Annotated in this window: 28 protein-coding genes; 26 read left to right on the top strand and 2 right to left on the bottom strand. The window is 41.0% G+C overall.

The genetic code is table 11. From position 1 onward, the window contains the following. The first annotated feature begins 5 nt into the window (after positions 1 to 5). The 12 genes from K2225_RS04165 to K2225_RS04110 all read left to right on the top strand — a co-directional run bounded on the left by K2225_RS04165 (position 6) and on the right by K2225_RS04110 (position 8,190). Positions 6 to 1,325 carry an aspartate aminotransferase family protein gene (locus tag K2225_RS04165; RefSeq protein ID WP_220583607.1) on the top strand — a complete coding sequence of 440 codons (1,320 nt, stop codon included), beginning with the start codon at positions 6 to 8 and terminating at the stop codon, positions 1,323 to 1,325. An 18-nt stretch (positions 1,326 to 1,343) separates the two neighbouring features. Then, a complete protein-coding gene (locus tag K2225_RS04160) occupies positions 1,344 to 1,652 on the top strand; it encodes a hypothetical protein (RefSeq protein ID WP_220583606.1) in 309 nt (102 codons plus the stop codon). A 128-nt stretch (positions 1,653 to 1,780) separates the two neighbouring features. Further along, on the top strand, positions 1,781 to 2,263 hold the full coding sequence (locus K2225_RS04155; protein WP_220583605.1) for a DUF2975 domain-containing protein: 483 nt from the start codon (positions 1,781 to 1,783) through the stop codon (positions 2,261 to 2,263). 10 nt (positions 2,264 to 2,273) lie between these two features. Continuing rightward, positions 2,274 to 2,486 (top strand): helix-turn-helix domain-containing protein, encoded by a 213-nt coding sequence (locus tag K2225_RS04150; protein ID WP_089650949.1) that lies wholly within the window; start codon positions 2,274 to 2,276, stop codon positions 2,484 to 2,486. A gap of 10 nt (positions 2,487 to 2,496) precedes the next feature. Continuing rightward, positions 2,497 to 3,336: a DUF817 domain-containing protein gene (locus tag K2225_RS04145; protein WP_220583604.1), complete on the top strand. Its 840-nt coding sequence runs from the start codon at positions 2,497 to 2,499 to the stop codon at positions 3,334 to 3,336. A 78-nt stretch (positions 3,337 to 3,414) separates the two neighbouring features. After that, positions 3,415 to 3,774: a hypothetical protein gene (locus K2225_RS04140; protein WP_220583603.1), complete on the top strand. Its 360-nt coding sequence runs from the start codon at positions 3,415 to 3,417 to the stop codon at positions 3,772 to 3,774. A gap of 210 nt (positions 3,775 to 3,984) precedes the next feature. After that, positions 3,985 to 5,946, top strand: a complete 1,962-nt coding sequence (locus K2225_RS04135) for a phospholipase D-like domain-containing protein (RefSeq protein WP_370632699.1) — start codon at positions 3,985 to 3,987, stop codon at positions 5,944 to 5,946. A 153-nt stretch (positions 5,947 to 6,099) separates the two neighbouring features. Continuing rightward, complete coding sequence (locus K2225_RS04130; protein ID WP_220583601.1) at positions 6,100 to 6,537, top strand: cell wall hydrolase; 438 nt, start codon at positions 6,100 to 6,102, stop codon at positions 6,535 to 6,537. A gap of 116 nt (positions 6,538 to 6,653) precedes the next feature. Next, positions 6,654 to 7,010, top strand: coding sequence for a hypothetical protein (locus K2225_RS04125; RefSeq protein ID WP_220583600.1), 357 nt, complete (start codon positions 6,654 to 6,656; stop codon positions 7,008 to 7,010). 20 nt (positions 7,011 to 7,030) lie between these two features. Next, positions 7,031 to 7,210, top strand: a complete 180-nt coding sequence (locus tag K2225_RS04120) for a hypothetical protein (RefSeq protein WP_220583599.1) — start codon at positions 7,031 to 7,033, stop codon at positions 7,208 to 7,210. A 97-nt stretch (positions 7,211 to 7,307) separates the two neighbouring features. Continuing rightward, a complete protein-coding gene (locus K2225_RS04115) occupies positions 7,308 to 7,751 on the top strand; it encodes a GNAT family N-acetyltransferase (protein WP_220583598.1) in 444 nt (147 codons plus the stop codon). A gap of 139 nt (positions 7,752 to 7,890) precedes the next feature. Further along, on the top strand, positions 7,891 to 8,190 hold the full coding sequence (locus K2225_RS04110; protein ID WP_220583597.1) for a hypothetical protein: 300 nt from the start codon (positions 7,891 to 7,893) through the stop codon (positions 8,188 to 8,190). Between the two features lie 284 nt (positions 8,191 to 8,474). Here K2225_RS04110 and K2225_RS04105 read toward each other — a convergent pair whose 3' ends face one another. Together K2225_RS04105 and K2225_RS04100 are read right to left on the bottom strand one after the other, a co-directional pair. Beyond that, positions 8,475 to 10,253 carry a sulfatase family protein gene (locus K2225_RS04105; RefSeq protein WP_220583596.1) on the bottom strand — a complete coding sequence of 593 codons (1,779 nt, stop codon included), beginning with the start codon at positions 10,251 to 10,253 and terminating at the stop codon, positions 8,475 to 8,477. A 130-nt stretch (positions 10,254 to 10,383) separates the two neighbouring features. Further along, on the bottom strand, positions 10,384 to 11,487 hold the full coding sequence (locus K2225_RS04100) for a GGDEF domain-containing protein (RefSeq protein ID WP_220583595.1): 1,104 nt from the start codon (positions 11,485 to 11,487) through the stop codon (positions 10,384 to 10,386). A 235-nt stretch (positions 11,488 to 11,722) separates the two neighbouring features. Here K2225_RS04100 and K2225_RS04095 point away from each other — a divergent pair, with 235 nt between their 5' ends. The 14 genes from K2225_RS04095 to K2225_RS04035 all read left to right on the top strand — a co-directional run bounded on the left by K2225_RS04095 (position 11,723) and on the right by K2225_RS04035 (position 23,399). Next, a complete protein-coding gene (locus K2225_RS04095) occupies positions 11,723 to 11,932 on the top strand; it encodes a transcription initiation factor TFIIIB (RefSeq protein ID WP_220583594.1) in 210 nt (69 codons plus the stop codon). Positions 11,933 to 12,076: 144 nt separating this feature from the next. After that, on the top strand, positions 12,077 to 13,159 hold the full coding sequence (locus tag K2225_RS04090) for a mechanosensitive ion channel family protein (protein WP_220583593.1): 1,083 nt from the start codon (positions 12,077 to 12,079) through the stop codon (positions 13,157 to 13,159). Between the two features lie 722 nt (positions 13,160 to 13,881). Continuing rightward, positions 13,882 to 14,946 (top strand): hypothetical protein, encoded by a 1,065-nt coding sequence (locus K2225_RS04085; RefSeq protein WP_146813062.1) that lies wholly within the window; start codon positions 13,882 to 13,884, stop codon positions 14,944 to 14,946. Positions 14,947 to 15,273: 327 nt separating this feature from the next. Continuing rightward, a complete protein-coding gene (locus K2225_RS04080; RefSeq protein WP_220583592.1) occupies positions 15,274 to 15,462 on the top strand; it encodes a hypothetical protein in 189 nt (62 codons plus the stop codon). Between the two features lie 254 nt (positions 15,463 to 15,716). Further along, the gene (locus tag K2225_RS04075; RefSeq protein WP_146813064.1) at positions 15,717 to 16,286 is read left to right on the top strand and encodes a hypothetical protein; all 570 of its coding nucleotides are present in this window, start codon (positions 15,717 to 15,719) and stop codon (positions 16,284 to 16,286) included. Positions 16,287 to 16,999: 713 nt separating this feature from the next. After that, entirely contained in the window at positions 17,000 to 17,176 is a 177-nt protein-coding gene (locus tag K2225_RS19990; protein ID WP_246139252.1) for a GNAT family N-acetyltransferase, read from the top strand. 2 nt (positions 17,177 to 17,178) lie between these two features. Further along, the gene (locus tag K2225_RS04070; RefSeq protein ID WP_255574181.1) at positions 17,179 to 17,556 is read left to right on the top strand and encodes a GNAT family N-acetyltransferase; all 378 of its coding nucleotides are present in this window, start codon (positions 17,179 to 17,181) and stop codon (positions 17,554 to 17,556) included. Positions 17,557 to 17,723: 167 nt separating this feature from the next. Continuing rightward, entirely contained in the window at positions 17,724 to 18,380 is a 657-nt protein-coding gene (locus K2225_RS04065) for a Type 1 glutamine amidotransferase-like domain-containing protein (protein ID WP_220583591.1), read from the top strand. A gap of 316 nt (positions 18,381 to 18,696) precedes the next feature. After that, entirely contained in the window at positions 18,697 to 20,694 is a 1,998-nt protein-coding gene (locus K2225_RS04060; RefSeq protein ID WP_220583590.1) for an ABC transporter permease subunit, read from the top strand. A gap of 394 nt (positions 20,695 to 21,088) precedes the next feature. Then, the gene (locus tag K2225_RS04055) at positions 21,089 to 21,310 is read left to right on the top strand and encodes a hypothetical protein (RefSeq protein WP_220583589.1); all 222 of its coding nucleotides are present in this window, start codon (positions 21,089 to 21,091) and stop codon (positions 21,308 to 21,310) included. Between the two features lie 169 nt (positions 21,311 to 21,479). Continuing rightward, on the top strand, positions 21,480 to 21,860 hold the full coding sequence (locus K2225_RS04050) for a hypothetical protein (protein ID WP_220583588.1): 381 nt from the start codon (positions 21,480 to 21,482) through the stop codon (positions 21,858 to 21,860). A gap of 129 nt (positions 21,861 to 21,989) precedes the next feature. After that, a complete protein-coding gene (locus K2225_RS04045; protein WP_220583587.1) occupies positions 21,990 to 22,142 on the top strand; it encodes a hypothetical protein in 153 nt (50 codons plus the stop codon). A 336-nt stretch (positions 22,143 to 22,478) separates the two neighbouring features. Next, a complete protein-coding gene (locus K2225_RS04040) occupies positions 22,479 to 22,826 on the top strand; it encodes a hypothetical protein (RefSeq protein WP_220583586.1) in 348 nt (115 codons plus the stop codon). A gap of 183 nt (positions 22,827 to 23,009) precedes the next feature. After that, entirely contained in the window at positions 23,010 to 23,399 is a 390-nt protein-coding gene (locus tag K2225_RS04035; protein WP_220583585.1) for an IolE/MocC family protein, read from the top strand. Positions 23,400 to 23,406 lie beyond the last annotated feature (7 nt).

Here is a 23,406-nt window from a genome sequence, read left to right as displayed (position 1 = left end):
AAAAAATGAAACCAACATTCGATCAATTGTACACACGCTTACCAGACTTGCTCGCACCCAGCATGGCGAAAGATCACCCCAATTTACCGGTCGTAAAAGAAGAAGGGTGCTATTACTATGGGGTTGATGGAAAAGAGTATTTGGACTTCACCTCAGGCATCGCCGTAGCCAATACCGGGCACCGGCATCCGAAGGTCGTAGAGGCGATCAAGGAAGGGGTGGACCAGCTCATGCACGGGCCTTCCGGGGTCATCATGTATGATTCGATTCTGCGTGTCGCGGATCGGCTGCAGGGAATCTTACCTGGAAATCTGGATTGTTTCTTTTTTGCCAACAGTGGGACCGAAGCGATTGAAGGGGCGCTGAAGCTTGCAAAATATGTAACGAAACGACCTTATGTCGTTTCCTTTACCGGCTGTTTTCATGGTCGTTCATTAGGAGCTCTCGGTGTCAGTACTTCAAAAAGCAAGTACCGCAGATTTTTACAGCCCAATGGTCTGACGTACCAGGTTCCTTATGCTGATCCAAAGAGCTGTCCGGAAGGGGAAGATCCTGCTGTCTATTGTGTGGATCAACTGGAAAAGGACGTTGAGATGCTGTTCGACCACCAAGTGACCCCGGAAGAGGTGGCGTGTATGATCGTTGAGCCGGTTCTTGGGGAAGGAGGATATATCATTCCTCCGAAAGAGTGGCTTCAAAAAGTACGCGACATTTGTGATCAGCACGGCATCCTGTTGATTTTTGATGAAGTGCAGACCGGCTTCGGACGGACGGGAGAATGGTTTGCTGCACAAACGTTTGGTGTGACCCCGGATATCATGGCGATCGCCAAAGGCATTGCTTCAGGGATGCCGCTCAGTGCTACGGTAGCTTCCAAAGAATTGATGAGCCAGTGGCCGATGGGTACGCATGGGACGACGTTCGGCGGGAACCCCCTCGCCTGCTCAGCCGCACTAGCCACGCTTGACGTTATCGAAGAAGAGAACCTGCTGGAAAACTCGAGAACACTTGGTGCTTATGCCGTAGATCGTTTGGAGAAATTGCGGGAAAAACACCGGGTAATCGGCGATATCCGTGGTGTCGGACTTATGATTGGCATTGAAATTGTCGATCCCGTGACCGGACAACCAGATGGGGCAGGGATGATGCGTGTTCTTGATTTGTCTCTCGAAAAAGGGGTGTTGTTTTACCTTTGTGGTAAGCACCAGGAAGTCATCCGGATGATTCCGCCACTTGTTGTATCTCGGGAAGAGATTGAACGGGGGCTTGCCGTCTTTGAAGAAGCTGTTGTGGCGTATGAGAAAAGTTTAGCGGTACGAGGTTAAGGTGAGAATCACGCTAAAGTGGTGGTGGATCGCGCCAAAGGGGTAGTGAATCGCGCCAAAGGGGTGTCGAATCGCGCCAAAGGGGTGGTGAATCGCGCCAAAGAGGTGTCGAACCGCGCCAAAGGGGTGATGAGTCGCGCCAAAGAGGTGTTGAATCGCGCCAAAGAGGTGTCGAACCGCGCCAAAGGGGTGATGAATCGCGCCAAAGAGGCGGCGAACCGCGCCAAAAGGATGTCCAGTCGCGGCAAAAGATCTATTAAGCTGTCCAATCCTATGATAAATGAAAAACGCAGATCTCCTAGTTCTAGGAGATCTGCGTTTTTTTGAATGAAGCATGTAAGAGGCTGAACACACCTATATCGATAATTAAGTATTTATAAATGATATATTTTTATTGAAAAACGATAAATGTGAAGGTATGATGAAAAAAGATATTAGGAAATGAGGTGCTTGTTATGAAACGTGGTTCGACACTCTTTTTGAAGCTGGCGGTCATTTTAATTGGTCTGCCGGTTCTTGCGCTGTGTATATTTTTTGTTCCTGAGTTTGCGGAATATGCGGGAGCGCTGCTGTCGGATTTTCCGATCATTGAACCGGTTGTCTTCACTTATATGTATTTGACAGCTGTCCCATTTTACTTTGCGTTGTATCAAGCGTTTAAGCTTCTGAATTATATTGACAGCAATGATGCGTTCTCTGACTTATCCGTCAAAGCTTTGAGAGTGATCAAATTTTGTGCCATTACCATAAGCGTTCTTTACGTTGTGCTCATGCCGGTAATCTATACGGTCGCTGAAATCGATGATGCTCCTGGTCTGATTGTCATCGCGATGGTCATCATCTTCGCTTCTGCCGTTATTGCTGTCTTTGCTGCTGTCCTGCAAAGACTTTTGCAGGAAGCGATTATTATCAAATCTGAAAATGATCTTACGGTCTGAGGTGGTCAACATGGCGATTATTATCAACATTGATGTAATGCTTGCGAAAAGGAAAATGAGCGTAACCGAGCTTTCGGAGAAGGTCGGGATCACGATGGCGAATCTCTCTATCTTGAAAAATGGCAAGGCGAAGGCCGTCCGTTTCTCTACATTGGAGGCGATTTGTAAAGCGCTCGACTGTCAGCCGGGGGATATTTTGGAATATCAGGAAGACGAAGATTAGGAGGGATCGGATGCGAGCGGTGAAACAACTCTTACATTTTGGTTGGCAACAGGCGTTGTCGTGCTTGTTCCCTGTCGTTATTTTTGCCTCTTTGGCCATTACTAAATGGGTGCCGATGCCCTTCCTGCCAAGGTATGACTGGCTGCTGATCATCTGCCTGTTGATGCAGTGGTGGATGGTCCGGGCTGGTTTGGAAACACGGGATGAACTGAAGGTGATCTCCTTGTTCCACCTGATCGGGCTTGCGCTCGAACTATTCAAGGTTCATATGGGTTCCTGGTCTTATCCGGAAGAAGGATTTTCAAAAGTTTTCGGCGTCCCATTATATAGCGGATTCATGTATGCGAGTGTGGCGAGTTATCTCTGCCAGGCGTGGAGAAGGCTTGAGGTGGAGCTCGTGCGGTGGCCTTCTTCCTGGCTCGTCGTTCCTCTCGCGTCTGCCATCTATTTGAACTTTTTCACGCACCATTATTGGCTCGACATCCGCTGGTGGTTATCTGCGCTTGTGATTCTCGTTTTTTGGAAAGCCTGGGTTCGCTACGAGGTCAACGGTACACGTTACCGGATGCCGCTCGCGCTTTCGTTCGTGCTGATCGGCTTTTTTATCTGGATCGCAGAAAATATCGCGACTTATTTCAGTGCATGGGAATACCCGAACCAGGCGGATGCGTGGAGTCTTGTGCATGTAGGGAAAGTAAGTTCCTGGCTGTTGTTGGTGATTGTAAGCTTTCTTATTGTAGCGACGTTGAAGCGAGTGAAGAAAAGTACTGCAGAGAGCCGCAGCTTCAAGGCTGAGGAGAGAATCCCAAACGTACAGGGTCGTTATGGAAGCGGAAAATCGTATTTGTGAACATGTGTTTCTTTTTAATCTTCGTCCTCAAAGTAAGGACAGGCGCTATCTTAAACTTTCGGTGAAGGGAGAAATGATGTGGGGATCTCTGTGATTTTGCTAGTTATTTTATTACTCATAGGATTCATGATCGTTGTTGTTTCTTCCCGTATCGTGAGAAAACGCGGAAGAGGACCTCTGCCGTATAAGAGGTCCTTGACGATTGGCAGTGTCCTGCTTGTCCACTGGGTTTTATGGTTATCGGGTTTTTATGCATTGCTTCCTGTAAGGGTAGCCGATGCTATTTTCCTCCCCGCATGGATGGTGATGTGCGCGCTTGGGGCTGTTTTTGCAGGGTGGGAATTTAAGAACAATGCCGCTTTTGCTGTGCCTCTGGCTGGTTTTACTTTGATCTGCTTTGTTTTTGTGCTTTTTTTAGAAGGGTTGTCTCAGATGTAGTCATAAGAAAACGGCTGGATGAACCAGTCGTTATTTTTTGGCAATAAAAAGTAAAAATGAGGAAAGTTTGTGTGCCCAGGGTTTCACTTGTCTATAAGCCAACCGGGTCCATCGAATCGTTTATTGTAAATGATGCGTAAATTCAGAATTTGCCCGTTCCATTTATGGTACGTTGAGAAATGTGAGAAAAAATGAATGGGGGATGGAAACGTGGAGAGATGGAAGCCTGGATTTATAGCTGTACTTATTTTTGTTTTAGGATGGACAAGCATTCCTATCGGGCAGGTGACTGAAGCCGCAGGAGCAAATGATGTAGTCATCAGCGAAGTTGCCTGGATGGGGACGAATGTGAGTTATAACGATGAATGGATGGAGCTTTACAATCCGACTGGTACAGACCTTTCACTTGAAGGGTGGACGCTGAAGGCAGCGGACGGATCACCGGTCATCTCATTATCGGGTACGATTCCTGCCGGAGGGCATTATTTGCTGGAACGAACGGACGATTCAACGGTTGCGGCTGTAGATGCCGACTTGATCTACTCAGGGTCTTTGAGTAACTCCGGTGAGGTGCTTGAACTGAGTGATGGGACACAAGTGATTGATTCTGTCGACGCATGGTATGCAGGTGATAACGACAGTAAAGCCACGATGGAGCGAATCGATCCACTATCAGTGGGGACGGATGCTTCGAACTGGCGTACAGCAACGGATACATATGGTGAAGGACTTGGAACACCTTCTGCCAACTCTTCATCGACTTCAGCAGGATGTTCAACCACGACTGAGCAATTGAACAATGTGAGTGAGTCTGCGGGAAGCATCAATGTGTACTTTAACAAATGTGCTTATGATGGCTACGCGACTTCCGGAAACGAAGCAAACTATAACGTGAACTTGGAAGACCGGTTGATCCAGCGTATCAATCAGGCGACAACGTCGATCGATCTTGCCACTTATGAAATCAATTTGCCGGGCATCATTGATGCTTTGATGGCCAAAGCGGCTGAGGGTGTCGATGTGCGCGTGATCGCAGATGCGAAAGACGGCAGTGACCCTCACTATACAGAGCGCTATCAAACGATGCGTTTGTATGTAGAGAAATTGGTGCGTGGACAGGACAATGTCATCGGAACAAGCGATGATACGACAGTGTTTTCTGATTCTATCATGTTTGCTGTGGAAGATCAGGCGCTGCGGGAACAGTACGGACTTCCGGCTGCAACGAACGGCATGGAACAAGTGACGGTCGAAGTAGGAAGTGGCACGGAGACCGGATACAAACTTGTTGATGCTGAACAAAAAGAAGCGGGCAGTTATTACTCGCCCGGACAGCAGATGCACAACAAATTCGCCGTCATCGATGGAACATGGGTATTCACAGGAAGCTGGAATTTCACCGTGACAGGACTGTACGGATCAGAGGAAAACATGCAGAATGATGTTCTTGGCGGCAATACGCAACATGTGGTAGAACTGAACTCAACGGCCCTCGCTGATGTTTTCAAAACCGAGTTTGATGAAATGTGGGGAAGTGCGACTTTGAATCCTGACCCAGCTGTTTCAAATTATCATGGACGTAAAGTGGACAACACGCTGCATACCGTCGATGTGGGTGGAAAAGAAGTGGATGTGTACTTTTCTGCAGGGGATGATGCTGTTGGACAAATGACTTCCTATGTGAAAAATGAGGCAGATTTCAGCAGTTACTTTTCTATTTTTGCCTGGAGTGATCAGGCCCTTGTCGATGAGTTGAAGTACAAGTGGGAAGGCTCTTACAACGACCTGGAAGGAAGTCTGACCGGATTTGATGTGCGTGGTGTATTTGATCAAAGCTTCTGGAACCAGTGGTGGTCCGCTTCGATTGAAATGACCGGCCGTACCGCAAGCCAATCTTCAACGAACAACCCTAATGTACGATGGAATAACGCCGCTCCCGTTTATGAGGATGCGGAAGATCGTAAAATGCATGCAAAAACGATGTTGATTGATGCCACACATCCGTCCAGTGATCCGACCGCGATTGTCGGCTCAACGAATTGGAGCACGAACGGAAATGATATCAACGATGAAAACATGCTGTTCATCCATGATGAAAAAGTAACGAATCAATTCTTACAAGAGTTTTATGCCCGGTATGAAGCCGCGGGTGGAGCGATTCCCACTCCGTAAATGGGCAGAGAAAAAGGTTCCTCAGCTTTCAACAGCTGGGGAACTTTTTTTATCTATTCTTGAAAACGCTGATCGAGGCCGTCCAGAGGGACTCCATCCCAAATGATGACATCAACCCAGCTTTTTTTCATACAATATGTTGGGGTGAGTAAAATGGCGAGAGTGAAATATACAGATTCAGATGTGGCTCTGATGGCTCGCATGATGCGGGCAGAGGCCGTGGGGGAAGGCAAACAGGGAATGTTGTATGTCGGCAATGTGATCGTGAACCGTGCAGCAGCGTCCTGCCTGGACTTTACGGATGTTAGAACAATCAACGATGTCATTTACCAGGTGCAGGGTGGGAACTATTCTTTTGAAGCGGTTCAGAAAGGAAATCTTTTTTATAACCGGGCGCGCTCTACGGAGAAAAGATTAGCCAAGAAGAACTTAGACTATTGGCGGATGCATCCAGCGAAGTATGCGTTATGGTATTTCAACCCTTATACGGAATGCCCTCCTACATGGTATGGACAGCAGTTTACAGGACGGTATAAGAACCACTGTTACTATGAACCTCAACCGGGTACATGCGCCAGTGTCTACCGTTAATGCAATCGGTGAATTTTGGGGAAGGTTGGTGATGAGCGCAATCCTGAGGGGTTGCGCTTATTTAGTGCCCCTTGAGGAATGGATCGGGGTTTGAAATAATTGGATCCAGGGCCTTTATGACTTATTTTGAAGTTCAGGTGTTGGGGGTGGAAGTTCATATTGATTATTCAATGAAACATTGGAGGGCTTTGGCAAAATCAGGGGAAAGGCGAACATTAGGCAGCATACATAGGAGTTGGCCTGGTTTCAACGTAGTGTGGTTGACTTACCCCTTTACTTCAATCACGGAGGTTTTTATGTCTGAAGAGCGAGAAAAAGAAATCTTAAATGAAATTCAAAAAATGAATCAAAAGTTAGACGAAATGAATCAATCGAAGAGGGTGTCTACTCCTGTTTTATATGTAATCGCCATCTTGGGCTTTTTACTGATCGCCCCTATTTTGGTTGATCTCATTATTCCTTTCATCAATTAAAGAGGAGAGGTGTAGACGACATGAATGTAAAATCAGCTATCCTTCTGCTTTTAGGCGTGCTGTTTGGGTTAATTCTAGCCAATAGGTTCACCCACAGTACTTTTGATAGCAGCCAGCTGTTATTGACAATCATCGGCGGTGTGTTCGGCTATGGAATCGTCATTCTTTTTGTAAGGAAGAGGCAGGGGAAAAGGAGTTAGCTTCATCAACGTCCTGTTACTCTCATTTAATGTCCTCTAACCAGATGTACGAATCGTATGAAGAATTGCAGAAAGATTGCATAAAGGAGAGAGTCTAATGGAATTTGAGTTCAGACCGATTACGTTAGAAGGTTTGAAGCAAATCGATTCATGGAACTATGAAGGTTTCGTAGAAAAAGTAGAAATGGCGCCTTATTTTGAATCACTCAACCAAACAGGCAAGTTGCAAGGTCCTGGTGGCTGCGAAGGATATGCGGCCTTTCGGGAAGGTGAAGTGGTGGGTTTGTTTGAATACAACGTGAATGGAAGAATCATGGAGATTGGGTTAGCTTTACGTCCTGATTGGATTGGAAAAGGAATAGGCGCAACCTATGTTAAGCAGGGCATCGCTTTTGGTTTCCGTCATTATGATGAAGAGATCAATGAAATACGACTGGAAGTGGATGAACGAAATAAAGCAGCCATCCGTGTTTATGAAAAAATCGGGTTTAAGAGAGTATCGCAGAAGGACCGGGATATTGAGATGCAAATGTTCGTATGAGAGTTTCCTATCTTAAGTCTGGCAAACCTACCAACGGTAGGTTTGCCATTTTTCTTAACCAGACTCTATGGAATACTTTTCCTGCATCCATAGAGATAGATCTTTGATAGCATGGCCCGTGGGAAAAGGTGGGAATAACATGGATACGTTTTTAATCATTCTTAACTATTTAATGCAGGGCTCACTTGTGATCGGAGGAGCTCTACTGATCTATTGGTTTCAATACACAGAGGAAGGAAAAAGACACTGGGAAAGAAAAATAAAAAGATTAAATGATAAGACGACTAGTCGTAAAGGGGGAGGAGGGCCTGTGAAAAAGACGGGGAATATCATACGTTTCCTGAAAGAACAGTCTCTATTATTGAACGTTTCCCTTTATCTGCTTATGATCTTCTTTGTTTCCTTACTACTTATGGGGGCTATCGTATTTTTTCGCTAGCATGAGAATATAAAGAGCTCCATTTATACTACAGGAAAAAGATTGGTGAAAAGATAGAATGACAGAGCTGAATGGTAATCACAAAAGTAAACAAGGAAGATTTCTAAGGTTTTTAGATGGTTGGCTTGAAGGATGTGTTGGCATGGGATGCCTGCTTCCTTTGATCAGTGGTGCTTCTTTAGGTGCCCTGTCCATATGGCTGTTTTAATTTTAGAGTTAAACGATACAAAAAGGGTGAACGTGAGAAGCGTTCACCCTTTTTATCATTTCTTATATGAGATTCACTAGTTTTCCTGACAGTTGCATGAGGGCATGCCAGGCACTTCTCCGCTGGAGGGCTCTAGTCTCTTCTGGTTGCATTGTTGCTCCAGGGTGTTCAGCAAAAGACCTTCCACGATCCTTGATTCTGGTGTCGCATATTGAGGGTCGGCATAGTTCTTTTCTTCAAGCGGGTCTGTCGTCAGGTTATAAAGTTCATATTGGGATGGAACGGGCTCGGTTTTCGTTGTGCTCACACAGCAGGAACATTGGATGTCACCTTCGACCTTCATCGTCTTTCCTTTTTTCTGAACCGTATCACTGTACCCCGGGTCACTCCAAAATTGAGGGTTGTCGTAATAGCGGGCGAACTTCCACGTCTCTTCTGCATGGTCCTTTCCGGTTTTCATTTTTGTAATGACGGCTTCAATGTGATTGGGCTGCACAACAGATTCATAAGGAACTCCGGCGGCCGTCGTTTGATTCAATCCTTTGGTAATATCATCATCACTCATAAAATAGAGAGGCTCGTTGGCTCTGAAAAAATGGGATCTTCCTTTGATCAGTGGTGTCAAATCCCTTCCGACCAGGGGCTGGGCTTCGGTGTGGGAGCGGGTCAACTTCTCTCGTATTTCATCTGCGTCAACCCCAGCAAGACCGAGCATCGTAGGAAGAAGATCGACATGGCTCGTTAACATGTCTGTTTGCTCTGCTTCGGAAAAAAGCTTCGGACTATGAACGATGAGCGGCACGTGAATGGATTCTTCGTACATGTTATACCACTTCTGATGAAGGCCACCGTGAGCACCAAGCAATTCTCCATGATCCGAAGTGAAAATGACAATCGTATCTTCATAAAAAGAGGATTTTTGGAAAGCTCGAAAAACTCGGTGCATCTCATCATCCGCCTGCTTTTGTAAGCTGTAGTAGAGCTTTCGGTAAAAGGGTTGGTCGATGATCGGCTGTAGCGCTTGTGGATATGTTATTCGGTAACTTTCCTGAGCATCAGGCTTCGTTGATAGCGATTCTTGATGAGTGGGTGCTGGTGGAATTGGAGGAAGTGTAGGGTCGATGTTGAACTGATAGGCTGGTGAAAGGGCGGTCAGAACTCCATATAGGGCGATGTCATGAGGGTTGACGAACGAACACATGAGGAACCATGGCGTATTATCGGACTGTTTTTCGAGATCCTGGATCAGCTCGATGGTCTCCGTAGCATAAACCTCATCACGTCCACTGGTCCCAAGAGCTGCAGATGAACCGGAGTTACGCGGATTGGACCCGTGGGGTTCCGGCCCGATCCAGCCGGTAAAACCGAAACGGTCCAGTCGGTTCGCGTCCTGATAGAGTTTCTCCTTTTCTTTAACCGGTACTCCTGTGTTGGGATCATAGCTTGGAAAAGCATCTTTTGTCCCGGGAACTAAGATGTCTTCATCAGAAGCATGCCATTTTCCTTTCCAGTAGGTTTGATACCCGGCCTCCCGAAAATAATCGCCGATCGTCGGCACGGTATTGGCATCAAGCCAGAAAACATCTGGATCGAACGGGCCTTTCGCGACCCCCGTCGTCTGCGTCACTCCGTGGAGCGACGGATACTGCCCGGTGTAAAGGGTTGCCCGGCTTGGTGAGCAAGCGGTACTGCCAGCATAATGACTTAAGAACTCCATCCCATTTTTACGTAACAGATTCTGCGTCACCAAGTTTTCTGTCCGCCATTTTTTCAATTCCTTCGTTTCATAGATGGATGGATATCTTTCCTGGTCGACCATCAGGAAAAGGATGTTCGGCCGCTTCTTTCTTTCCATATCTACCACCCCTGTCTTGAGTATAGTCTAAATATATGTGGCCGCACTGATTTTATTTGGCGGATAGAAAACCTTGGCCCCCGTTCCTCTCCCCACTGCTTAAAGAACAAAAAAAGAGCGTAACTGTGAGTTACGCTCGATGACTCGCCCATTTGTAACCAGGGGAGATGCAGACCTTATTCCTGCCTGTTTGTTTGGCATCATACAACGCATGATCCGCTTCTTTGATTAGTAACTTCGGCTCGCTCGTCGTTTCATTATAACAGGCGAGTCCGATGGAAACGGTCACGTGAATCATTTGACCTGTGGTTAAAAGAAAAGAGTGGTTTTCCACTTTTTCTCTAATTCTTTCACTGATATCACGGGCACGATCTGTGGGACAATCCATTAAAATGACCGTGAATTCTTCTCCCCCGTTTCTACTTACAATATCGAAAGAACGTACCGTATTACTCAATATTCGGCTCAGCTCGATCAATACTTGGTCGCCTTCTTTATGACCGTAGGTGTCGTTGACCTTTTTGAAATGATCAATATCTATGTATAAAAGTGAAAGTTTTTCTTCTTTATGTACCGCCTGGGCAGCAATTTTATTAAAGGATTGGTCAAACTTACGAACATTGTTCAACCCGGTCAATCCGTCTGTGGCAGCTTCTGCTTTGTATTTGTTCAACAGATTCTGACTTCTCCGTACGAATTCAATCACATAGAAAGATACAAATCCAGCCATATAAGAGATGATCCAAAAAGATGGAATCAAGACAGTCAGGGTACTTACACTTTGTAAAAGGTAGACGATCAAAATCGTGAACATGACATTCGATGACGTTAGGGTCAAGAAGATTTTGACCCGCTTGGACATGTTGAGTCTTGTGATGGCCAACGTGAGGAGTGTAATAGAAACGATTAGGAATAAAGCAAGCAGCGATGATGTATTAAATCCGATAAAAAAGCGTCCGATAATCACAAGGAACATCGACGCGAGCGCTGGAACCGCTCCTCCATAATAAGCGACTAAAATCACGGGAATATGGCGTAAATCCACGATGGTATTGTCAAAATGCATGCTGTATTGCATAAGGACATTGGCTAAGATCCCTGCCAGAAAACCTGAGACAATTTTGGCTTTCAACGTGGAAGACCGGCTCAAAGGCATGGCTTGTGTCGACTGCGAATAAACGAATAAGGATGCAATTAAAAGGGCTACATTGGAAATCAGTTCTTTTAGGATCATTGGGATCACCTGTGTATGTGAAAATTCCTCGCAAGTGAGGTTGGTTTAAACTCCAGTCACTACTATCGTTCTTCTGCAACTATATATATAAGAGAAAAGGGAATATCTTTGGTATAGCCTGTGTAGTATTATATACTTTTCTTATAAAGGAAGAAACTAGAAAACTCTAAAAATGCTGCGTTCAGTCTATAAGACTGGCTGAACCGTTGCATCACCGCAGAAGGAGGGGACAAAAATGACTTATCGAACGAATATAGAAAAATGCCCGAAATGTGGTGAAAGGGAACTAGGCAGAGGAAAGCAGAACGGATATGCGGTTATGCTTCCGATTAATAAAGCCATGTCGTTTGGTTCCGAAGTGGAACATATCATCTGCACAAGCTGTGGGTATATCGTCGAGAGCTATGTGAAAAAGCCTGGGAAGTTCAAAGGGACGATGGACTAATCGCATAGTAAAGAAAGAAAAGTTAATAGAAAACGAGATAGGAGTCCGGTTATGAAGGGTGCGTATCGAAAGAGGTTCCTATCTTATTCTTAATAGATTCAAAGAGGAATGAAAGGATGATCGTTTTGTATGGAGTGAGTACTTATGTCTTTTAACCAGGTAAACGAGTGGCCCTGGACAGATATTCTTATCGTGATGGGCTTTTTATTGTTTTTATTCTTCCTTCGCCTAGGGTCCAGCTTTTTGATCAACCGGATCTTCCGGGAAAAGGGGAGCATTCAGAAAGCGGCCTTCTCCTTGATTAATTGGGTGGTGTTCAATGGCCTGCTTTTATTCGTCATTTTCTACTTCTCCGATGCAGCCTGGCTGCTGTATCCGCTATTCACGATCGGTCAAGTGGATATTACATTATTCCTGATCATCATAGCCGTGCTGATCATTACCTTCGCCTACAGATTATCCAAGGTTTTGAACGAGCACCTGTTGCCATTTTTCTTCGAACGCCACCATCTGGATAAAGGCATCCAGTTCACGATGGAGCGGGTCGTCCACTATGTCATTATGGTCGTTGCGATACTAGTCAGCTTGACGACCGTCGGTATCGATTTGAGTGCCTTGACTGTATTTGCCGGTGTATTAGGTGTGGGAATCGGTTTTGGTATGCAGAACATCGCCTCCAACTTTATCTCAGGATTGATCCTCCTTTTCGAACGCCCGATAAAAGTCGGAGACCGAGTGCTTATTGATGACGTCATAGGGGATGTTGAAAAAATCAGTATGAGAGCAACAGTGGTCCGAACGCTTGAAAATGAGCACATCATTATTCCGAACTCCTATTTTCTAGAGGAAAAAGTGGTCAACCGTTCGTTCACCGATCCAAGGCTGCGCTTAACCATTCCCATCGGAGTGGCCTATGGGAGTGATGCGCAAGAAGTGAAAGAAATCCTTCTCCATGTGGCTCAGTTGTCTAAACAAACGAACGCCATCGTTTTGGATTCCCCTGCACCTTTTGTGAACTTCAAGGGATTTGGTGATTCATCGCTCGACTTTGAACTGTTCGTGTGGATTTCCGATCCCAAAGAGGTGATCCGTATGAAAAGTGAGCTGAATTTCTCCATTTATGAGCAGCTGAATGAAAACGGGGTTGAAATTCCTTTTCCTCAAAGAGATTTGCACATCAAGTCTGCTCCTGCATCCTTGATTGATGGACAGCATAAGGATACTTGAGTAAATGGTTACTTTAAGCATAAGTCTAAAATAGGGACTTATGCTTTTTTTGGTCTTTGATTTATTGAAATATTATAGAATGTCTCGAAACTGAGTCTTCAAGTATAGGGCAGGTTAGTTGAAGACTCAGTTTCGAGATATTGGACTAGGACCAATGCTATAACAAAGGATTTATTCTCTCTTTTGTTGAATTATGGAAGAGTAGGGTTCCTACATAAAATTTGAGGTATGAGAAGTAAATTGTTTAATACATCAGGGAAAATAAAATTAGGGAGAAGGGTGCTTTTGAGTCTTCATGAAGGAGTTTCAGAAGAGTTTCTAAAAGAATTTTTTTCACAGATTGAAGGAGATATACTGAATAGACGTGAGAGTTATAAAATCGAGTTCAAAGAAACGTTTGAGTGGAACGATAAGAAAATTAAATCTAAATACCTTAGAACGACCCAACAATTATAGAACTTGAGCAAGTGCAAGAATCTCTAGTTAATATTTTTAATAAAACGTATTTCGCTATACTCTGACTTTAATTGACTACTTGTATTTTTCAGAGAGAGTAAAATAATTTATATCTTCAAGAAAAGGTGGCGATACCTACAAATGGACTATCTCTTGTTAAGCTAATGGGGAGATCAGAGGACCATTATATCCTAATCATTTTTACATATCTTTGGAATTATTTTTAATTTTTATGAAAATAACAATTATTTTGTAGGGGGTAAATTATGGCGTGGTCTGCTTTTCAAAAGGATTTAGCTTCAAAAACTAGAAAATTAAATCACATACTTCCTGAAGTTATGGAAATTACGGGATACGGGCATAAGTCCTTGAATGCAAAAATTGGTGGCAAAAACGCAGATTTTATGGATATTAATAACGAGGTTATATTGTCACCAGATCACTTTGTAGCTTTATGGATGAAGGGTTTGATTCAATATCTAGATAATTTGCAATATAAGGAAAGTAGTAATATTTACGAACTTTTACAATACATACAAGAATATCCCATTGTTAGGGACTATGCCTTTACTTTCTTAGAAAGAACTTACATGAGGAATTACACTGCTTTATCGAAAAAACGCCCTAAAGTTGAGGAAGCAACAATGTGGATAGGCCAAGAAAATGCGAATTATGGAATTCTTGTTACTCCAAGATTCTCTAATGGTAACTGGGAGAATGATGTAAGCGAAATAAGACATTTTAAAAAGAAATATTGGACTATAGGTCATGTATTAGAGACAGGGATTGTGGTACCATTTGAAAATGAAAAAATAGAATTCTCTGATACGGATCAATATTTAAAGTTTTTTAAGAATATTTTAGTTCGGGGATCGGGCTCACAATATGAACTTGAGATTGCTAATAATTATTGTGAATTTGTTCGAAATTCAGATCAGCCAGAAGAAATCCCTCTGTTAATTCCCGAGTTTAGATATGGCGGTTTAGCAAGGAAACACCAATATAGACTTGATTTCACTATAATTGACCCCAATACATTAAATAAGTACGGTTTTGAGTTATCTCCTTGGTCAACACACGGTTATTTATCAGGTACTAAAGGTAAGTTGCAAAAAGACATTAACGCAATAGCTTTAGGGAATTTCGAAAAGGAAATGAGAAAACTTAAAGATTATTTTAGAGAATTTGGAGTATATGCTCTTATTTATACAGATTCCGACTTAGCGAATATAGAGAATGTGTTTTTGGATATGAAGAAATATCTAAATCCCTATGAAACGCAAGAACAGCTAAAATTACATGTGCTTGATGATTTTCTTAGCTATTCATAATAAAACAAGCCTAGCTGCTATTTATGTTTAGCACTGTTTGTTACTCGAACAGCATGACATTACATTATTTAAGCAAATTTCAGATGGGTGTTCATCAATTGTTAATGGTCTAGCTACCTAGTGCAACAATATCCGATAACTTAGTTGAAGAATAAATTCAAAGACCGCCATTCTGGCGGTTTTTTGTTTTGACTATCCTGCTGGAGTACAGGCTGGGTCTGGAGGATTAAGAATTCTGCGCTTATTCGGCTAACCGAAGATGTTTAATTTTGTGTGACTGTGGAGATAAAAAGGGTAGTGGCAAAACAATATGAGGAGGAGATTCGTGTGCCGGATAAAGACATCAGTAAGTTAAAGGATGACACAGAGAGGAAGATAGCTGAGGGATGGCGAGATTCCCTGGGATTAGATAAGATGAGTACAACAGAATGGTCAAACGCAGGCCTTAAAGCTTCAGAGGGGAAGGATTACCCAGAAATTAAAGAAGAAATCTTGAGGGAACGAAAAAAGAAATAATATGACAAAAGGCGTCTGGTTTAAACACCATATGATGCCTTTGTTTTTTTGTAAATCAGGGAGCCGGTATTGATACACGACCTCGAAAAAATGAATAGGAATTGAACTTAAAGGCCATCATAGGAAAGGAACACCTTTGTAGGTGCTCCTTTAGGATTATCCACCCTTTTTTTGACAGTGACGGCTGTCATCAGCATATCGTTTACCTTTCTATGCACGGGTTTAATTAACCTTATGAAAGGAAGCGGTATGGTATGAGTTGTATTTTGATTGAGTTGCCCGCGAGTGAAAATGATGTTCAATTCAATAAGTTGAAGAATTTCTGCGATTCAAACGGAATCCATATGGATGTACTGGAAACTCCAAAGAAAATCCGCAGTGTGAAGGCTTACATTGAGGGGGCCTGGTGTTTAGATAAATTGGCTAGGGGCATTAAGGGTCCTTTTAGTGATATTGATGGATTCAGAAGGGATATAGAGGATTATATGACCCTGGAGTTTAAAACTAGTCCGACGGGATGCTCTCCATATCAGCTGAACGCTCAAATCGGAATGGTGGAGAAAACGGAAGGTTCATTGGTCTCACTGTATGGTAAAAATTGTGACCCGAAATTTTCCTTTAATTTGACCTTTGATGATATTTTGAATCGAAGGTTACCCGTCTTGAAAAGGACTAATTTGGCTGAGTTTCATTCTGACACATATAATTGGGAAAAAGACAACGTTGACCGTTCGCCGGATAAGGTGAGAAAGTTCTTCGAGGACTTAGAGTATTCGAAGAAGGTGATTCGATCTATCCAAGAACAGTATTCCGAGCTAGAGTAAGAAATGTCTGACTTTACTGTTTAATTCCAGCTCCTATATTAAGTGCATGCAAAAAGCCGCCGTATGGCGGTTTTTCTATGACAAAATTGTAAAGGATTATCTCGATTTCGAGTCTTCAAGAAAAGGGGGCTTATCTGCAATAGAGATAAGCTTTTTTTAGTGGAAAAGGGGTTGAGTTGCTTAGTCTGTTTTGAAATAATTGGTATCCTGGAAGACTCATTTAGAGTAATTGAGAGGAGGATTTTTTTCAAAAATAGGACTGAACAAGTTACAGTGAATACAGCACCAGAGAAACAGCAATTGATGAGCTATTTAGAGTTACAAAGATATTTAAGCATAAACGACGAGCAATTAGAAATGGTATTACCTGAAAAAGAGGGAAACGTTACTAAGAGTAATATTCCATACATACAGTTCGGATATAAGTACTACTTTCCTGTCAAAGCAATTGATAAGTGGTTAACCGAAACAGAAGCTGAGACATTTAAGTAATAAAATTTAATTACAAATACACAACTAAAGCGGGGATTTAGTTTGGGAGCTGCACGAAAAGATCCTGAAACTGAGTCTTCAAGTAACGGGGGCAATTATTCAATAAGAGTAATCGTCCTCTTTTTTTTGAGAACTGAAGTATTGAAAATTATGTAAAATAGCGGTATGATGTCATAATATTTATTTTTGAAAAATTAAAAAGATGTATGGAGTGTGGTCGTATGGAAGTCGAAACATATTTAAGAGACATGCCTGAGTTTAATACTGATAGATTAACGCTAAGAAAGCTGGCTTTTTCAGATTTAGAAGATGTGTTTAGTTTCTGTTCTAATCCTAATGTAGCACGGCCTATGACATGGGAAGTAAATGAGTCAATAGATGCAACCGAAGAGTTTTAAATATGGTAATTACAGGTTACGGAAAAGGTGAATCAGGTGAATGGGCAATTGAATGGAATGAAACAGGTCAAGTGATTGGTGTAGCAGCCTTTATTGATTGGAGTAATAAGCATAAGTGCGTAGAATTGGGGTACTTTTTATCGGAAGAATATTGGGGAAAAGGAATTGCTACTGAAGCACTTCAGGAACTTGTTCGCTACGGCTTTAACGAACTATCCCTTAACAGAATTGAGGGTAGGTCCGATACAGATAATTTGAGTTCTCAAAAAGTAATGAAGAAGTTAGGCATGAATTATGAAGGCACTTTAAGAAAAAATGAGTTTATAAAAGGCGAGTTTAGAGATACAGAAGTGTATTCCATATTGGAAAGTGAGTATTGATCCTATAAGGAGTTTATTATTATCTTGGTTTCAAGTCTTCAACTAACGGGGGCAAATCAGCTGTTATTACTTTCTGAGTCCACTTTGACATTATTGTGTTGGTGTTAGAAAACAGATTGAGTACGAAGAAAATTCATATTATTTACATTTTGCTACGGGGGATACTTATGAGAATTCATTATTATTTAGGTTGGTTTAAAAACTTTTTTCCAGAGAATCTGAGAAAGGTATTAAAGGAGGATATCATTGATAGAAAATCAATTGTTATGATTAGCTCCAATCCATCACTTTATGAAGATGACGGTGCTACTGAACGGTCGTGGCTTGATCATGCCGGCATTATGTTTGATGAATATCATTTAATTAATCATCGCGTCCAGAAAGAAGATGCCCAAAGATTAATTCACAATGCATCAGTTATTTTCTTACTGGGTGGAGATATACTTAAACAAAATGGTTTTTTGATGGAATATGAATTGTCGGATTGGATTAAAAAAAGCAACGCAGTTGTGATGGGGGCAAGTGCTGGTGCAATTAACATGTCTGCTAAATGGTTATGCTCAAAAAACTTTGGAGATGAAGTTGAAACAAGCTCTGTTTACGAAGGAATCGGCCTTGACGAGTTTTCTGTCTTATCTCATTTTGATCTAGAAAATAACATGGAGCTTGTTCAAAAAGAACTGTCTCCCTTGTCAGAAGAAATAAATATTTATGCCTCGAACAAAGATTGCGCTGTTCGTATAAAGGGGGACAAAATTGATATTATTGGTGATGTGTACTTAATTTCTAAATCAAAAATTCAGAAATTGGCTGAGACGATATAGTTATTATGAGTGGCTAAAAAAGCTAATGTATTACATATGCTATGACAACTGAGTAGTAGGTTGAAAATATAAGATTATCTCGAATTCAAGTCTTCAACTAACGGGGGCGATTGTTCAATAAGAGCAATCGCTTTTTTACTATCGTTCAGGATAGTTGAAGTCTCAGTTTCGGAATAAATTTTCATGAAGGGTGTGGGGGATCTACCATCTCCCTCTACATTCACGTATGAAATTATACATATTTTAAATTACAAAAAATTGAAACTTTGCCCCTTAGTTATCGTATAGAATTTCAAGATAGAAATGGGGGATTCGTTTGAAGGTCGTTAAATTTTGCATTAAATATCTTTTTGGTGTCATAGGTATAATTTTAATAAGTTGTATATCAGTTATATTCTCTAATGGATTTAAATGGAATATACCGCTCTATTTTCAAAGCGTTGCACATGTAATAAAGCAGATAATAACTCCCTCAGAATGGGTCTTCCAACATCGTCTTAATTATCAATACTTAGAAAAGCCTCTCTTCTCTTATATATCAGATAACTACCTTTATTCTATGACCATTTTATTTTCCGCGCTAGCCATTGCCATTATAGTGGGACTTGTATTAGCTATATCGACCTTTGGGTTACCTAGAAAGGTAAGTCGGGCCATACATACTGGTTTAAATAGTTTAGAAGCATTGCCAGATATTCTGTTTATATTCTTATTACAAATGTTCGTGGTTTGGTTTTTTAAGTCGTTTGATCTTTTACTTTTTCGATTTGTCTATTTAGGTGAAGAAAAAATTTACCTCTCTCCTATTTTGTCATTATGTATTTTACCAACTGTGCTATTTTACAGGACTTGTCTTTTACTACTGGAAGAAGAATGGAGAAAAGACTATGTTACATTAGCTAAAAGTAAGGGGCTAGGAAACACGACTATTCTTGTAAAGCATTGTTTAAGTAATATTAAAAGAAACCTAATTATTCAATCAAAGCCGATTCTGTGGCTTACATTGTCGAGTTTATTAGTTATCGAGTATTTACATAACTTCTATGGAATTGTGCGGTTAATCTTTTTTGATACAAGACCTTTTATCATGGCGGTATCATTGATTCTAATTTTCACTCCATTTTATTTCATTTATTCTTTGTTGGATTGGCTGGTTGGAGAAGAAACAAAAACGGGCACCTTATCTCCGCCTTCTATGCTGAAAAATGCCGAAGTTCTTCATCTCCAAAAATTTTCGCTTAAAGGGTTAATGGAAAGATTGATTTCCGTGTGGAGTGCACTTGTTAAACAACTTTTGCTATTACTTAAAAGACCGAAGTTTCTTGTGGGTCTAGGGTATATTATTTTTCTGCTGGGCATCAGTATATTGTATAACACACCGGTTGAAAATGCGGGGTTAGTGGAAGACGCAAAGGGAAATATTCAAGCTCCTCCTCATTCCTGGGGTGAAGGGAAATTAATTTTTGGCTCCAATTTAAATGGATACCCTGTTCTACAAATGTTGATTGTTGGTGCGAAGTACACGATTTTGTTCACCCTCTTAGTTGCTCTTGCCAGAGTAGTTATCGGTTACTTACTCAGCATTCCTTACACCTTCTGGTTAGAAGCGCGGTCCAAGAAAGTCATTAATGGATTAGCTGATGGAATGCAGTTTTTGCCTATGACATTAATTGCCTATGTCTTACTTGTGGACATCGTGATTTTTGAGGAACATCAAAAACAACTTGCTGAATCGCTAATGGTTTCTAATATAGTATTAGAATTGATTATTTTAATTGTTTTCGCTCTCCCAGTCTTGTTGAATGTTATTGGACAGGAATCTGATGAAATCTTGAAAAAAGAGTACACGCAAGCTGCTATGCTTCTCGGAGCAAGTAAGGTAAGGATTTTCTTTAAACACATGACTCCCCATTTGGTTCCAAGGTTATTTTTATTGCTTGGACAACAAATGATTCAAGTTCTACAGGTTCTCCTGCACCTTGGTGTGCTTTCCATATTCTTAGGTGGGACAATTCGAGGAAATAGAGAGGGGGCTTCTCAATCTTTGATCTATGAATGGACATCGCTCTTTGAGACGATGAGAATTGGAATAATGACAGAGAGGTATTGGTTAATCATTCCTGTTTTAGTGTTATACGTCCTTCTCATCTTGTCCATTCAAGCTGTCGTGAAAAGTCTTATTGAGAATCAGCAACGTAAGATAGGGATTCATTTAAAACCAAAAGTAAAGAAATCAATGGAATTTAATGAAGAGGGTAAATCACATAAAGATAAGGAAATGTTCTCCTTTGTTAAAGAGGGAAAGTATATTTGAGTAATTTATCTCGAGTTCGAGTCTTCAACTAACGGGGGCAAATCCTGAAAACAATAAGGAGCGATTATTAATTATGGTTAAGTCTTTGAAAGGGCAGTTTATCTTGATGCTATTAGCTGCTATCTGTTTTGTAATTCATTCATTTTCATATGTTGAGTTTACTGGTGAGGAAAAATTCTTGTTCAACCGGATACTCTTCTATTTCATTATGATTGTATCGGTTTTTAATGCAGGAATGATAACTCAAAAGTACATACACTCTAGAAAAAAGAAAAAATCCTCGGTGCTATCTTGATATTGAGTCTTCATAAATTGGGGGCGTTACTTGGACAATTGCCTTATGTGCTAACGTTGAAGAATACTTATTATGGAAAGAGGATAGGGGGGGCTTCAATTGAAAGTGATTAGGATTGTATCAGCCATCATTGCATTATCCTTAATAGTTTTTAGTTTTACAACCGATAACAAACAAATCCTATCTTATACTCAGTTTTTTATTGGAACCATACTTTTAATTTACAGCATTTCAGAGTTTCAAAATAAAACGAAAGCTCGCGCAGTATATTTATTATTCCTAGCTGTAATTATTGTATTAATAGGAGCATTATCTCTTTAAATTTGATAAGGATGACCATCTGCCTGATTCAAGTAAGGTGGGAAAGTTAGTAAATTACATAAAATATCTCGAAATCAAGTCTTACGGTAACGGGGGCTTTACTTCAATAATGAGAGTACCTTTCTTATTAGATCAAGGATGCCATTGATAAATATAAGGAGGGATTTATATGGAAAGAAAGTTCTTGGTGGTATTGCTAATTTCCTTGCTGCTCCTTGCTTCTTGTAGCACGCAAACTCTTAATTATTCTGGAGAGACGGAAAATTGGAGTGCTGACTTAAAAGTAAATCAAACCAGTGATGATTATCAAAGCCAAGAGTTAGTACTAAAGTATAAGGGTGATGATGTAAACGAAGTTGGCCCTATTGATTACAATGTAGATAGTCTTGGGAGTTTCGGAAGGGGAGGCGTCACATTAAAAGAAAACGGCACTATTGTTGACAGCGCTACATCTAATCCTACGAATGCCAAAGTTTCCGAACACACTGAGGTCGAAGTTACAGTAGAGTGGAATGAAAAAACTGAAACATTTAAACTAAGCAAACAATAAGTGATTGTAGACTAAAGGGCGTATTAGTGATGATATATCTCGAATTCAAGTCTTCAAGTAATGGGGGCGATTGTTCAATATGAATGATCGCTTCTTGGGGAGGACTTATACAGCTCTAGGAGGATTATTATGAATACGTATTATTTAGATGAATTGGTTTTTTTGTTTTTATTTTTTGGTATTCCGCTCTTATTCCTTACAGTTATCTCATTGTTAGTAAATGTGAAAAATCGTATAAAGGCAATAGAAGATAAACTTAAGGAAGTTCTAGATAAAGAGTGAAAAGTGAATAATTGCACCTTATTCTATGGTGAATTGAGAGTTGGAAGAATTAAAAATCTTGAATCTTATTTAGAAATGCTAAGTGTTAAAACTCAGTGTATATTCAATCAATATCGGTGAGGAAGAAGTAAGAAATAATGAATTAAAAGTTAAAAATATGGATTCTGGAATAGAAAGTATTGAGCCTTATAATTTTATATGATTAAGTTATCTCGATCTCGAGTCTTAAACTAACGGGGGCACTTCCTAAATAAGGGGAATCGTCATTTACTCGTTAAAGACTGGGAAGATATCATTTAATCAAATAATGACCGACAGAGCAAAGGGGATGATTTTGTGATAAAAAGCAAGATTTTTTCTATAATAGTAGCTTTAGCCATTCTACTAATAGGCTGCGATTCTAATAAAGGAATGGCTGTTGGAGGAGAAATAATTGAAATCAATGAGGAACGCGGTGATATGAAAATCGAGACGGCTTATTGGACAACAGTTAACGAACAAGAATCTTCTACAGAGTCATCTGAATTTAAAGAAGAGTTAAAATCGGAAGCGATTACGATACAAGTGCCCAATCCAGAGAAATATGATGTAGGGCAAGAGGTAGAGGTGGAAGTGATCAAAAATTATGAGGAAGATGTATGGGATATGAATCGATTAGTGTTTGAAGTAACTGAGAAAGATTAAGTGTAGCAACCTATAGGGTTGTTTTAGATTAGGGGGAAGATATTTCGAGTTCAAGTCTCCAACTACCGGGGGCGATTGCTTAATATGCTCTCGCCTATTACATATGCTTAGACATAGTTCATGAACTGGTTAAGTATTTTCAAAGAATCTGGAAGCGAGAATTCCAGAAAGGGGGAGTGCTTTATGAAAAGAGGATTATTGGTGCATACCTATTTAATTGCTTTATTGCTTTTGACAGTTGCTTGTAATCAGCAGCCAGAAGGGGATCTTTCTAAAACAGTGAGAATGACAGAAGATTATTTTAGAGGATTAAAAGAAATAACGACAACCGCAGCTTCATTTAGAGAAAATGAGGATCTAGTGAAATTTAGGCTTATGGTTGAAAAGCGTCCATCACAAGAAGAAGCAACTGCTATGTTTAACAACATATTGCATAATTTTGAACAAGTCTCAAACTCACCAGAATTTTGGAATCAATATAATGGTTTTTTTGATATTAAATCTCATGATAATGGTGTGATTTATGAAGCAACTAAAGCTATAGGAGAAGACTTGAAAGTTACTTCTAAATAACAAAACC

The sequence above is a fragment of the Halobacillus sp. Nhm2S1 genome (assembly GCF_019599545.1).
Classification (GTDB): Bacteria; Bacillota; Bacilli; order Bacillales; family Halobacillaceae; genus Halobacillus.
This window is presented reverse-complemented; position numbering and strand designations above follow the sequence as displayed.